This is a genomic window from Propionivibrio limicola (assembly GCF_009469695.1).
Classification (GTDB): domain Bacteria; phylum Pseudomonadota; class Gammaproteobacteria; order Burkholderiales; family Rhodocyclaceae; genus Propionivibrio; species Propionivibrio limicola.
On record NZ_SSSR01000013.1, the window covers coordinates 20379 to 33718 of the forward strand.

9 protein-coding genes are annotated in these 13340 nt (G+C 61.3%); all 9 read right to left on the bottom strand.

Annotation, left to right across the window (positions count from 1 at the left end; all coding sequences use genetic code 11):
* Nucleotides 1–3: 3 nt before the first annotated feature.
* The 9 genes from GH659_RS09900 to GH659_RS09940 all read right to left on the bottom strand — a co-directional run bounded on the left by GH659_RS09900 (nt 4) and on the right by GH659_RS09940 (nt 13303).
* Nucleotides 4–1041 carry a PDDEXK nuclease domain-containing protein gene (locus GH659_RS09900; protein ID WP_153111244.1) on the bottom strand — a complete coding sequence of 346 codons (1038 nt, stop codon included), beginning with the start codon at nt 1039–1041 and terminating at the stop codon, nt 4–6.
* Between the two features lie 49 nt (nt 1042–1090).
* Complete coding sequence (locus GH659_RS09905; RefSeq protein WP_153111245.1) at nt 1091–2290, bottom strand: DUF3322 domain-containing protein; 1200 nt, start codon at nt 2288–2290, stop codon at nt 1091–1093.
* Nucleotides 2291–2317: 27 nt separating this feature from the next.
* A complete protein-coding gene (locus GH659_RS09910; RefSeq protein ID WP_153111246.1) occupies nt 2318–3457 on the bottom strand; it encodes a J domain-containing protein in 1140 nt (379 codons plus the stop codon).
* Nucleotides 3458–3663: 206 nt separating this feature from the next.
* Nucleotides 3664–7095, bottom strand: a complete 3432-nt coding sequence (locus tag GH659_RS09915) for an ATP-binding protein (protein WP_246167799.1) — start codon at nt 7093–7095, stop codon at nt 3664–3666.
* Nucleotides 7085–7780 carry a DUF4194 domain-containing protein gene (locus GH659_RS09920; protein WP_153111248.1) on the bottom strand — a complete coding sequence of 232 codons (696 nt, stop codon included), beginning with the start codon at nt 7778–7780 and terminating at the stop codon, nt 7085–7087. Before GH659_RS09920 ends, GH659_RS09915 begins: the two co-directional genes overlap by 11 nt.
* Nucleotides 7781–7805: 25 nt before the next feature.
* On the bottom strand, nt 7806–9278 hold the full coding sequence (locus tag GH659_RS09925) for a DUF3375 domain-containing protein (protein ID WP_153111249.1): 1473 nt from the start codon (nt 9276–9278) through the stop codon (nt 7806–7808).
* On the bottom strand, nt 9275–9859 hold the full coding sequence (locus GH659_RS09930; protein WP_153111250.1) for a DUF4276 family protein: 585 nt from the start codon (nt 9857–9859) through the stop codon (nt 9275–9277). Before GH659_RS09930 ends, GH659_RS09925 begins: the two co-directional genes overlap by 4 nt.
* Nucleotides 9856–11061, bottom strand: a complete 1206-nt coding sequence (locus tag GH659_RS09935) for an AAA family ATPase (RefSeq protein ID WP_153111251.1) — start codon at nt 11059–11061, stop codon at nt 9856–9858. The genes GH659_RS09930 and GH659_RS09935 overlap by 4 nt, the downstream gene beginning before the upstream one ends.
* 76 nt (nt 11062–11137) lie before the next feature.
* Entirely contained in the window at nt 11138–13303 is a 2166-nt protein-coding gene (locus tag GH659_RS09940) for an ABC transporter substrate-binding protein (protein ID WP_153111252.1), read from the bottom strand.
* Nucleotides 13304–13340: the final 37 nt, after the last annotated feature.

Below are 13340 nucleotides of genomic sequence, written 5' to 3' on the forward strand. Positions count from 1 at the left end.
GGTTTACAGCCCCTCCAGTTCGCGCTCGATCTGCTCGATGCTTGGCAGGCTCGTTTGCAACTCGGCAGGCAACGATTCAAGCAGTTTATATTCGGCAACACCCATCGGCTGGGTCTTGTCGCCCAAGGCGTACTCGGCGACCACTTTGTTTTTGCTTTTACAGAGCAAGAGGCCAATGGTGGGATTGTCCTGCTCGCTCTTGACCTGGCGATCCACGGCCGTCAGATAAAATCCAAGCTGCCCCAAGTGCTCGGGCTTGAACTTACCTCCCTTGAGTTCGATCACCACATAGCAGCGCAGCTTCAGGTGATAGAACAGCAGGTCGATGAAAAACTCGTCTCCGCCCACATCCAGCAGCACCTGCCGTCCGACGAACGCAAACCCCGCGCCCAACTCCAGCAGAAACTCGGTGACGTGCCTGACCAACGCATTTTCGATTTCACGCTCCTGCGCCTCATCGGTCAGTCCCAAAAAGTCGAAACGATAAGGATCTTTCAGCGACTCACGAGCCAGGTCAGACTGCGGCTTGGGCAGGCGAGTTTCGAAGTTGGTGACCGCCGCGCCGCTGCGCTCCCGTGACCGGGTTTCGATCTGCATCACCAAGATGTTACGCGACCAGTTGTGCTCAATGGCCTTCGCGGCATACCAGCGGCGGCTTTCGCTGTCAGGCAGTTTGTCCAGCAACGCCAACTGGTGATACCAAGGCAATTGTGCAAGCACCTCTTGCACAAATTCAGAATCCGGCCACGCCTCGGCAAACGCCCGCATGTACTTGAGGTTGCGCGGCGAAAAACCCTTCATCAGCGGAAACGCATTCCGCAGATCCAGCGCCAGCCGCTCGATCACCTTCGCGCCCCAGCCCTGCTCGGCCTGCCGCGCCAGAATATCGCGGCCGATCTGCCAGTAAAGCAGCACCAACTCGCGATTGACCGCCAGCGCGGCGCGTTGCTGGGCGGTATGGATGCGGGATTTCAGCTCGGCCAGCCAGTCGGCGTAGCCGGGAGGCGGGTTGGTGAGTTTGACGGGTACGGTGTCAGTCATACTCTGATTCCTTGTCGGAACGGGTTCTGAGAAGCGGAAATGGCCGTCATTATAGGGATCCGACAACAAGGTTCGCCACGACCGAACGGACAAACGCGAACCCCACCCGTTCCTGCTCCAGACGCAGACGCTCGCGAATCCGGTTGTCGCGCAGTTCGTCGTACAGGGCGCGCTCGGCTTCGGTGAGCATCGGCAGGTCATGGACGACGGGCTCCGGCTCTTCGCCCCACAGCGCTTGGTGCGCGAGCAGCGTCGCCCGGTCCATCAGGAACGATTCGACATGGGCGAAGCGCCGCCGCAGTTGGTCGAGGATAGCGAAGCCGTGCGTGTCGATGTCGCCCCAGTAGTGGATCGCGCAGCGCGACAGCCATTGCGCGCCAGCCAGCGCCTCCCAGCCGTAACCGGCGCCGAAAATGACAATGGCCGATTCGGCCGGCGGAAACGCGAGGAAGTTGGTTTCGTTCTCGGTGATGAAGACGCGTTTGATCGGTGCATCAAGTCGGGCAAAGCTGGCGGCATCGAGCGTGAGATCAGGCAGGGCGACGCCCGGTAACAGGGCGATGCGTTCGTCGAGCACGCGCAGGCGGATGCGCTCCGGTTTTTCGCGAAAGCCGTAGCGTGCGGCGAAACGGCCAACGCCGGTGTACTCGCTGGCCACGGCCGACGCCGGCAGCGCGAGGTCGAACAACTCGGCGAGCACGCCGCGATGCGCTTCGATGAATTTGCTGTGGATACCGGGCAGGTCGACCTGACGCAGATAGAGGCCGGGGCGCGGATGCGCGACCATCCAGTCGACGACATCGAGCAGGCACGGCCAGTCGTCCGCGAGTTCGAGCGCCGACAACGGACGCTTGACGAGCCACGCGAGCAGCGCGGCATTCCGCTCAGCTGTTTGCGCAAACAGCGCCAGAAAACGCGCCGCTTCGCCGCGTTTGCCGATCATCGCCAACGCATCGTCGACCGTATCGAGCCAGAGCGACTGCGGCAGCCGCTGCGCGCCGAGCACGCGGTGATTGAGTTCGCGCCATTCGATGCGCAGGCGCGGCACGGCGGCGAGCGCGGCGATCCATTGGCGCACGGCGTCGAAGCGTTCGGCAAGCTCCGACGAATCCGGCCCCTTGAGCGTGAGGCGCAGCGGAAAATGGGATGAACAGCGTGATTCACCACCAACCAGCGTCCGCAACAACTCGCCTCGCTCCCAAAGGCGCGCCACCTGCGCTTTCAGATCGCTTGCCGTCGTCCAGGCCATGTCAGAACTTGAGTTTCATTGATTGGCTCAAAAACCGCCCAGTAGATCTCTGAACAAATCATGCGGGACATCCTGCGCCATCTCCTTCTTCATCTCCTTGAGCCAGGCCTTAATGTTCCTGATCTCGCCGAACATCTCCAAATCCTCCTCGATCCCGCGATTCGCGGTGTGTAATTCGATGATGTCGATTTCAAGGTCGCGCAGGATCGTTCTTGGCGATAGACGTGCAAACGGATCAATGCCGAACCGAATCTTGAATTCGCCTTCGACACGCAGATTTTCCTGCTTCAATTCGGCAACCTGCTCCTTGAGCACCTTGTTGTAATGGACAAGCCGCTCTTCGCTGATCGAATCGATGGCAGACTGGTCGATGTGTTCCAGTTCGAGTTGAAGTTCGAGCAAGGTCAGCAGGTTGTTGCTCGCATAAGCGTCGTTGACGCGCTGCATCAGCAAGGTCTTGCGCTCGCGCTCCAGAGGATCGGATTCGCGGTCCGGATGCAACGAGCTGGCCAGCTTCCGGTAAACCTCGCGGATTGACTGGCTGACCTGTTTTTCGGCCGATTCTTTCTCTGCCTCTTTGGCCAGTTGCTTGGCCGATTTTTTCCGCGTAGCTCGACGCGCCTCCTCCGCTTCGGCCCGACTTTGCGCCATTTGCTCCATTTTCGCCTTCGCGTGCGCCAGCAATTCCTCAGGCGACATCGTGCTCGCTTCCTCGCCCAGGTCGATCCCGAGAACATCCTCCATCATCGCGTGGATGTCTTGCATGCCCTCGGCTTCCTTCCGGTCGTAATCCTCCCCGGAATGCTTGGTGTAGATCGCTTTGAGCGCCTCGTTACCTTCCCGTTGCTGGCAAAGCACCAATGCCATATCGGCGATGAACATCGAAAGAAAACTTTTCTCGGGCTTGCTCAGCCCTTTCCCGTCCCACGCGACGTCAAGGCGATAGACCATCTTCTCCTGAAAGTCTGTAAGAGCCTCCGATAACGGCACGAATTCGCGCGTGTATTTCTCCTGATAGCGGGGAATCGCGTGCTCCCATTCCGCAAGCAACGCACGCTGCGTCCCGATTTGCTTGATCAAGGAATTGAAGGATTTTTGCGCTTTCGACAAGAGCGGTTTTTCATCGGACGAAGCAACGCCGATCGGTTGGAGGTGAGTTTTACGCACGGTTATTCGAGTGTTCACTAAAAAAGAATTGGGGTGGAAGACGGCAGATATTTCTTAGCAAATGGTCCACGAAAAAGGCGAACCACTAAGTCACGAAGACACCAAGAAAGCACCAAGATAAATCCCTGTTTTCTTGGTAAATCTTTGTGCTCTTGGTGGCTTGGTGGTAAAGATTTGATCCATTCCGCCCAAAATGACTACCCGTCTCATGGCACCGCTTCCGTTTTCCCCGCCCGGTACTCCTCGATCGACAGGGTGCGCAGGCGCGACGAGCGGCCGTCTTCGTTATGGACGAAACCGACGCTGGCGACAAAGGGTTCGATGACGTGGATTTTTTGCAGCGGGGTGACGATCAGCAGTTGCAGATTGAGCTGCCGGAACAGCTTCAGCCCGTACTGTGTCGATTCGTCGGAACCGCGCCCGAAGGCTTCGTCGATGACCACGAAGCGGAACGAGCGCGAACGCGCGGCTCCACGCGTGTTGCCGATTTCACCCCATTCGAGACCGAACTGGTAAGCAAGGCTGGCGGCCAGCACCGTATAGGCCAGTTTCTCCTTCTGCCCACCAGATTTTCCGCCGGAATCGGAGTAGTGCTCGTATTCGCTACCGTCCTCGCGCCAGCGCTCGCTGGCAGCGAAGAGGAACCAGTTGCGCACGTCGCAGACCTTGGCCGTCCAGCGCCGATCCAGGTCCGACAAGCCTTCGCGCCCGCGAAACCGGTCGATAATGGCCTTGACCTGCATGAAGCGGGCTTCGGAATACTGGGCGTCTTCGTCCCCCGACGCACCGGACAAAGCGCCTTCGGTACAGGCGCGCAGTTGCGCCTGAAAGTCGCGCACGTCGGCATCGGGAGTCGGCTGCGATTCGAGCACGATGAAGCGCCCCGGGCTGTAGTCGATCTGCGTCAGCGATTCGTTGATCCGCCCGATGCGCTCCTTGATCGTTTCGCGCTCCTTCGCCAGTTGGGCGTTGAAATTGGCGATTTCGTTGATCGTATTGACGTTGAGCAGTTCCTTGAAACGCGCTTCAAAGCGCGGCAGGTCGTCACGCCCCAGTTGATCGAGCAGTTGCCGGTACTCGGCCGCCGCGTCGACGCTGGCGTCGAATTCGGCCGTTTCGAGCCTGTAGTCCTCCTTGAAGGCCGACATGGCCTTGACGATTTTTTCGGCCAGCCGCGCCAGCCGGCGCGTCTCCGCATCCATCCGCGTCTGGATGAAGTCGCGCAGTTCGTGTTCGCGCTTGTCGCAGGATTCGACAGATAGCTGATGCTCGCCGAGTGCTTCCTCACGCAAGACCGCCAGTTGCTCGCGCGGCGCCGGGGCAATGTTCACGACGAGCGCGGCGGTCTCCTGCCGTAGCGCTTCGGCCGCTTCGGCTTTCACGCGGACGCCACCGATCTCGCCGACAAGCCGCGTCATGGCCTCCTCGCTGTCGGCCAGCGTCGTCTGCACGGCCGCGAGCTGGGCGGCGAGTTCGCGCAGCGTGTCGCTGGCACGCGCCAGCCGGTCTTTTTCTTCCTGCAGGCGGGCAATCGCCGCAGCACAAGCGCCCCAGTCAAGGTCGCGAAAATCAATGAATTCGGCCAGCGCCGCCAGCGCTTCGAGCTGCTCGCGCAACATGCGTTGCGCCGTTTGCGTTCGGGAAATATCGCCGGCGATCTTGCCGAGCTTCTGCTCGATTACTCGCTTTTGAACTTCGAGCACGGCGATCTTCGCCAGGTTGCTCCAGCCGAGAACGTAGCGGCTGGTGTCGTCGAGGCGGTGCCGGTCGTCCTTCTCGTGGCGCTCGCCGGGCGCCTTGATCTGGCCGTTCTGCGTCAGCGCGCGCGTCTCGCGGCGGAACTGTTCCGGCGTCGCACAACAGGCATAGTTGAAGCGGTGCGCCAGTTCGCGTTCGAGCCAGCCGAAGAAGGCCGAATCGTCCTTGATCTCCAGCTTGACGACGAGGGAATCGGGGTGCAACGCCGGCAATTCGTCGGCGCGCACGCCCCGGATGCGGAAATACACGAGCCGCCCCGCCAGATGAGTGCGGTCGACCCACGCCGCCACCGCCGCGTAATGGGCGTCGGGCACCAGCAAGGCGAGCGCGAAATTGTGCAGCACGCGCTCGATCGCGCCTTCCCAGACGCGTGCCTCCTCGCGCACGCGCAACAACTCGCCGGCAAACGGCATCGCGGCGACGTCAATCCCGATGGTTTCGCACAGCGCGGCGCGCATCGCCACCTGCGCCGCCGGGATGTTGGACAGCCGCGTCTTGAGACTGTTGATTTCGGCGCGCAGCGCGTCGTGCTCACGTTTGCCGTCGCGCAGGGCGACGCCCCATTCCATCACCCGATTCTGGAGGTCGGCTTCCTGCTGCGCCAAGGCTTCGCGGCGCGCACCGGCCGCCTGACGCAACGCGGCGAAGGCCGGCTCGTCGGTGATCGCCGGCTCGTCCAGCTTGTCGAGCAAGGCGGAAAAACGCTCGGCGCGTTGCTGGCGGCGGGTACGCTCGCGCTCCTGCTCGCGGATTTCCGCTGCCAGTTGTTCGATCCGGTCGCCGCCCTGTTCGGCCACGGCACGCTTCAGGCGATCTTCCTCGCGCCGCTGGGTGTCGCGCTGCTCGGCGAGGCGATCGCGTTGCGTCGTCAGGCGTTCGCCATCGGCGGCGAGCAGTTGCAAACGCCGGTCGATGAAGCCGAGCTTGAGTTCGGCGAAATAGGGCTTGAGCGCCTCGCGGCAGGCGCGCAGGGCGTCGATTTCCGCCGAGAGCCGCTGGTGCTGGTCGCAATCGGCGACAAGCGGCGTAAGTAGTTCCACTTGGCGCTTGGCCTTGAGCACGGCTTCGTGCGCGCGATTCAAGTCGTCGAAGTGCCCGATCAGCGCGCCAATGCGCGGCGCGTTGTCGAACGGTTCGAGCATGTGGCCGCGCACGAAGTCGGTCAGGTTGCCGACCGACTTCATCGAAACCGTCTGGTGAAAGAGTTCCAGCGCTTGTTCACCGTCATTCCCCATGCCCCGCCCGACGCCAAGGCGACGCCGGAACCAGGCGCCATAGGGCGGAAAGCTGTCCTCGATCTGGGCGCCGAGTCCGCGCAGCTTGCGCCGCAGCCGGGTGATATCAGCGCCGAAATTCGAGAAATGCTCGGCAATCGACAGCTCGCGTTCAGCACCAAGGAAGAAGCGCGCCGGTTGCCCTTGCGCTTCCTTCATCCAGAACACCTGCGCCAGTGTCACCGTCTGGTCGTAGCCGGCGTTGCGGAAGACGCCAAGGATCACCGAGTAGCTGCTGTTGTCGCGCAGCGCCACCGGTTTGGCGGCGCCGGTCACTTCGTTGCGTTCCGACTTGTAATGGCCGAGTACGTAGGAGCGCAGCGTGCGTTCGCGGGCATCGGCGCCAGCCGCCTTGTTGTAGGCGATGCGCTGCGCCGGTACGAGCAGGGTGGTCAGCGCGTCGACGAGCGTCGATTTGCCCGAACCGATATCGCCGGTCAAGAGCGCGTTGCGTCCGTCGAGCGTCAGCGTCCATACGCGACCATCGAAGGTACCCCAGTTGAAGACTTCCAGGCGTTGCAGGCGAAAGCCGGAGAGACTCCCCTCCGCCCCGTCACCCGGAAAATCCAGCTCGCCGCTCGGTGCATCAAACGCCTTATCGATCACCCGTATCTCCGGCCATGTCGGACTCGCCTGCCAGTTGGGCCTGATACCCCGCCAGCCGGGAATCGAACTCGGCGAGCCACTGCGCATCGACGAAGGCCTTGAGGATGCGCCGCACTTCGAAGGTCGGCGGGCTGCCAGCGCCTGCTTTGAGGCGGCGCAGGAAGCCGAGGTCGACGACCTTGTTGATGTGCGTTTCGATCTGGTCGATGAGCCGCGCGTCGTTGCTCGACGCGGGCAGGAAGACGCGCACCAGCTCGACGATGTCGTCGCGCGTGAGCACCAGACGCACGCCGCCGTCGCCGCTTGCCACCCCACCACCGGCGTCGAATTCCAGCAATTTCTTGCGCAGCAGCGCGAGCAGCAGGCTGACCGGGAAAGAGAGCGGACGCCGGGCGATCAGACGCGGCGGCTTGGGGGCGGAGCCAGCACCAGCCTCGTCTTCGCCCGCCTCCTGACGGCTTTTCAGGAAAGCGTAGCCTTCGGCCTCGTCGACGATCAGTTCAAGCGCCAGCACGGCCACGTAATCGCGCACCGGCACCCGCAAGTCGAGCAGCGCGCCCCACAAGCGCTCGTCGGCTTCGCGGTAGATCACGCCTTTGAGCAGAGAGATCACGAGCGTCGATAGCTCAGGCCGGGGCTGAATCTCGGGCTCAACACCCGGCAAATCGTTTTCGGGAAAGGTCATGGAAATTTGCATGGTCACGCAGCCATCAAGCGATTACCGCGTTTTTTCGGACAAAAATCAGGCGGGGCAAGCGCGCCGTTTTGTGGATTACCGCGCCGTCGTCGGCAGTGACGGACCAGCGGATTTCGTCGGTCACGGTTTCATCGCTGGTGCTGACGAACGCGCCGCTGCCCAGTTGCAGGTAGGCCACCAGCTCGGCGAGTCCATGCTGCAGCGGGTGCGCGTCGATCAGTTCGTGCAGGCTGATTTGCGAGCGTCCCTGCAACGACTGCCGGATGTTGCGCGCCAGTTGCGCGGAATCAACAACGATCTGTGAATACAGCGAGGCCGCGTCAAGATCGTCATCGCCGGCCTGCAACTCGATGTCGGCCAGACTCGGCTTGTAGGCCGGTTGGTAGAGCGGACGTTCCATCGGCAGTTCGATGTCGGCCACTGCTTCGGCGATGTGCATCACCTCGCCGGCCAGTGGATGCGGGCGCAAGGCCAGTGCCTTGGTTTCGATGCCGTGCAGGAGGTCCATGATGCGGCGGTTTTCCAGCCAGGCCTGATCGTCGAGGAAGCGGCGCAGTTGTTGCGAGAGTTGCGCCACCGTGCGCTGCGTGTGCTCGCCGGCTTCCAGCCAGTCGTAGTGCACGCGGCGCAGACGGGCGTCGGGCCGCATGGCGGCCACCGGTTCGAGCGCCAGCACGTCGTCGAGCAGGCCGGTCAGTTCCTCCTGGCGACGGCTGGACATCAGAAAATCCCAGAAGGCGCGAAAACTCTTGCCTTGATCGGAATCGGCAATCGCGTCGCGTTCGCCCATGATTTCTTCGAGCAGCGCGCCCTTGCTGCCTTCCCACAAGGCGATGCGCTCGCGCACACGGCGATCGAGCCGGCGGAAATTCTGTTCGACTTCGCGGAAGTCGCCCAAGAGTTCGCGCGCCAGTTGCGTGAATTGCTGGAAACGGTCCTTGAGTTCGGTCTCGTCGAGCAGCGCCATGTCGCCGCCGAGCACGCGGGCAATCTCGGCGTCGATTTCGTCGCGCCGCTTCTGCAACTCGGCCACCCGCTTGTCCGGATCGGGATTGCTCCCCTCGCTCATCTGGCGCAGAAGCTGAAACAGCGTCAGCAAGCGCGATTCGGTGCCGACGAAACTGCGTTCGGTCAGCGTGCCGAGCCAGGCGATCGCCTTCTCGGTCGCCGGCGTCAGGTCGAACTGCGCCTCGTCCGACCCTTGCCGGTAAAACTTGCGCAACCAGCCCTTGTCGGGCGCGGCCCAGTCGTTCAGGTAGTCGCGCGCGCTTTTCGGGAAAGCGTCGTCGCCCAAGTGCTGACGCAAGGCATACAACTCATCTTCCAGCGCCTCGGCCAGATCGGCCGCCGCCATGACGCGCACGTTGGGCATGACGAACACCCGTTCAAGAAAACTCGCAACGAGCGGCGCATGATCCGAACGCAAGAGCCGCCATGCGGGATGGTGGCTGCGCAGGGCGTCGAGGGTGGCGTAGTCGAGGGTCATGCGCTTTGCGTCTTCCACTCCGAACACAGTTTCCGGAAAGAGCGACTGCCCTCAAACACCTGCTGTAAATCGACCCGTGAAGAAAACGCTGGTTGATCGGTCGTTTCGCCATAGGACCGGGAAGCCATGTGCTTTTTTATCCAGCCTTTGGCGTCTCTGGGCGTTTCGGCATCAATGGCCTCTGCTTCCCCGAAAGAAAAACCGCGCTGACCGCTCAAAGAACGGGCTCCAGCGATAAGCCAGGCCTCGTACTCTCGGTTAGCCAGCACAACGGAGATGCGCCGATGCGGTACGACCTGCCTTGCCCGTTCCAGAATCTGTTGTCCAAGTTGCGCAGGGCAATCATCGTCGGCATCCAGCAGCACCAGAATCCAGCCTTGTTCGCCGCATTTTGCGGCAGCGAGAAGCAGATGCCGGCGAAATTCCTCTTCGCGGTTCAGGAATCGATCGCGGTGTACACGTATCGGCGCAGGAACCTGCGTAGGCCTTTCCGGCGTTAACCATTGGTTCAAACGCCGCAACAATATGGGCAATGAGGCAACCTCCCCATCCCCCTCGACGATGGCCGCGACACCGCTCATAAAAGAGATTCCCCAAACAGGTCGGTTTGGCGCTGTTCCTGTGCCGCAAGATCGGCAGGATCGGGAACCAGCTGATTTAAACGCAGCAACTCACCGGCTGAAAAAAGCTGCTGGCGGATCGCGTCGCGCGAGGCATCATCCAACGGAGCAATCCGCGTTTCTCCCCGATCGGAAACGACGGCTAACAATGAATCCGAACTCAGCGCCAGATCGTCCAACAGATCGGGGCTATGGCTGGTGACGATCACCTGGGTTTGCCCGGACGCTTTTCCCAACGCCTCGCGCAACGCCGCGCTGGCCGCGGGATGCAGCGCCGTTTCCGGTTCCTCGATCCCCACCAGACTCGGCGAATAATCGGGATTCCCCTGAAACAATGCAGCCAGCACGCCCAAGGCTCGCAAGGTTCCGTCGGACATGTTCTGCGCCAAAAATCGCCAAGGATGCTTCGCTCCTGCCATTTCCTGCCTGAATTCAAGGGTTTCCATCGGGCCAATCTGCTTTCGCTCGACGCCGTGCACCATAGGCACCACGGTTTGCAGGTATTCCTGAACGATCCCGAGTTGTTCGGGCGCAACGCGTTCAAGATGGCCGATGACGCTGGCGATGTTTTCTCCAACGGGCTTGAGCAAACGTCCTTCCTGCGGCTTCTGCAACTCCCTCATCAATTTGGGGTTGAGATTATAGAAACCCATCGCCGTCAGCGCGTCAAAAACCGGCCGGAAGGCCTGCAGACCCGACGCCGCAACCAGTGCCAGCCGATCGGCGGTAATCGCAGGAAACGTTGGCTCACTGCTCGCTTTCAACCGCCCACCTTCGATCTGAAAAAAAGGGCCTTTGCCGACACCTCCGATAACACACTCTTCTGCCTGAACTTCGTACCCTCGACCGGCCAGCGCCCCGATATTGAAGGCGTAGTGACCGTACAGGTCATTCTTGAGTCGAAACTCCAGGCGAATCCCGAAGTGATTCGGGTGCCCACTGGAGCGACGTCGCACCTCCCCCAAGCCGCCCCGCTCATTAAGAGCATTATCAAGCGAACTGGAAAGTGCGTCGCGAACGAAGTGCAACGCATCGAGAAAATTGCTTTTTCCCGAACCGTTCGCTCCAACAAGATAGGTTAAGGGCCCAAACCGAGCATCGCAGAACCCGATGCTCTTGTAATTCCTGAGCACCACTCTTGTAATGAAAACCGATGTGTTCATCGACTTCTTCCCATTCAGCAAAATTCAATCAGAGCAGCAGATGAGCTGCGTTTCAACACGATCTTCACTTGATCGGTCATGGCTTTTTCGCCGTGCCACGCTCGCGCCGACGATAGGTCACCACGGCCGGCACGATGACCGACGCCAGCGCCACGACAATCACCGCCAGCGGCCACAGCACCGGTGAATTCCACTCCTGCCGCCGCTTCGCCCGTTCGGCGACATCGATGCGCTGGTACTTGAGGATATTGTTGGCGACGTCGTTCGGCTTGCGGTTGTGCAGCCAGGCGTGGCCGAGGGTGTAGCTCTTGGGGTGGAAGCCGAAGATCCACGGCGCGTCGTCCTGCAGGATGCGGTTCATGCGTTTGACGATTTCAAGCCGCGCCGGGGTATTGTCCATATCCTTCATCTCGGCGAACAGGCGGTCGAACTCGGGATTCGCGTAGTTCGACTTGTTCTCGCCGCCCTTGGCGACCATGGATTCGTTGCCGGCGAGCAGGAAGAAAAAGTTTTCCGGATCGGGGTAATCAGCGTTCCAGCCGAGGTAGTAGAGCTGAACGGCGCCCTTGCGCAGTTTTTCCTGAAAGCGGTTGAAGTCGGTCGAGCGCACGACGAGCTGGATGTCGAGCTTGGCGAACTGGCGGTAGAGCCAGTCGAGGCGCGATTTGTCGCCCATGCCGCCGCTCGTCGTGTCGAGGTTGAGCACGAGCGGCTCACCGGTCTTGGCGTCGCGTCCGTTCGGCCAACCGGCTTCGGCGAGCAGTTTCCGGGCGACTTCAATGGGCTTGCGTTCGGCCTTGCCGTCTTTCCAGTCGTAGACGACCGGGTTTAAACCCGCCTCGCCTTCTTCGAAGCCGAAGATGCCCGGCGGTAGCGGGCTCATCGCCGCGATGCCGCGTCCGTTCATGAAGATCGAGATGAATTCCTCCTGGTCGATGGCGATCGACAGCGCTTGGCGCAATTTCTTCGCCCGTTCCTCACCAACCCCCTCTTTTCCGCCGACGACCGGGTCGAGCAGATTGAAGCCCATGTAGAAGGTCGAGGTACGCACGCTGGTCAACAGGCTGATGCCCTTCTCCGCCATCTCGTCGGACAACTGCACGTCGCCGCCGACGTTGAGCCGCACGGCCTGATCGAAGCTGTCCGATGAAATGCCCGAGGCGTCGTAATAGCCCTGCAGAAATTTGTTCCAGTACGGGATGCTTTCCTTCTCGCGGGCGAACACGGCCTTGTCGATCAGCGGCAGCGGCTTGCCGCAATCGGCGAGCAAGCCGGCCTCCTTGTCACCGAGCTCACCTTCGCATGGATACGTCTCTCCATGGAAATTCGGATTGCGCTCGAGCGCCATGCGGCTGTTCGGGTTGTTCTCGGTCAGCATGTACGGGCCGGTGCCGACCGGGTACCAGTCGAGCGTCAGGTTCTTCTCGGCCATGCCCGGCTGGCTGTAGAAGCGGTCGGCCTCGCGCGGCACCGGGGCGAAGAACGGCATGGCCAGCCAGTAGAGGAACTGCGGGTATTTGCCGACGAGTTTGACGCGGTAGGTGTAGCGGTCGACGCGCGTCACGCCGTCGATCGGGAACTGATCGAGGTCAAGCCACGCATCGTTTTTCGACTTAGCCGCTTTCTCCAGCGTCTCACCCAGCTCCTTGAGGCCGACGATGTGAGCCGCCATCATGCCGAAGATCGGCGAATGCAGGCGCGGATGCGCCAGCCGCTTGATCTGGTAGATGTAGTCGTCGGCGGTCAGTTCGCGCGTGCCGGTCTGCGAAAAATCGGCCAGCGTTGCGATGTCTTTCAGCTTTTCAGCATCGAGATCGGCATACACCGGCTTGCCGCTTGCATCGACGGCGAACGCCGGATGCGGCTGGTAACGGATGCCGGGCCGGATACGGATTTCATAAACGCTGCTGGCAATTTCCGACGATGGCGCATCGGCCGGCAGTTCGTTGCCAGCATCATCGTAGAACGTCGGCACCGGCACCGCCTCGGCCGTTCCCGGAGCCAGCGTGTACGGCCGCTTCAGGTAGTGGTATTGCAGCGGTGGCTCGTAGATTTGTGCGGTAAACGTCGCCTCGTCCTCTGTGTAGGACTGCGCCGGGTCGAGATGCTTGGGGCGTTCGGTGAACGCCGAATAGAGGATGTTCTGCCCGCGTTCGCTGGCCGGATACGGATCGTTCTGCTCGCTGCCGCAGGCGGCTAGCAACAGGCACAAAAAGAGAGAAATCAGACGGGGAAACGGCATGGGGTGAAGTTTAACGCGATTGATGCCAATCACGCTT

Coding starts and splice junctions, on each gene's coding strand:
- GH659_RS09900 (WP_153111244.1), bottom strand. CDS start 1,041: ATGACTGACACCGTACCCGTCAAACTCACCAACCCGCCTCCCGGCTAC.
- GH659_RS09905 (WP_153111245.1), bottom strand. CDS start 2,290: ATGGCCTGGACGACGGCAAGCGATCTGAAAGCGCAGGTGGCGCGCCTT.
- GH659_RS09920 (WP_153111248.1), bottom strand. CDS start 7,780: ATGACCTTTCCCGAAAACGATTTGCCGGGTGTTGAGCCCGAGATTCAG.
- GH659_RS09925 (WP_153111249.1), bottom strand. CDS start 9,278: ATGACCCTCGACTACGCCACCCTCGACGCCCTGCGCAGCCACCATCCC.
- GH659_RS09930 (WP_153111250.1), bottom strand. CDS start 9,859: ATGAGCGGTGTCGCGGCCATCGTCGAGGGGGATGGGGAGGTTGCCTCA.
- GH659_RS09935 (WP_153111251.1), bottom strand. CDS start 11,061: ATGAACACATCGGTTTTCATTACAAGAGTGGTGCTCAGGAATTACAAG.
- GH659_RS09940 (WP_153111252.1), bottom strand. CDS start 13,303: ATGCCGTTTCCCCGTCTGATTTCTCTCTTTTTGTGCCTGTTGCTAGCC.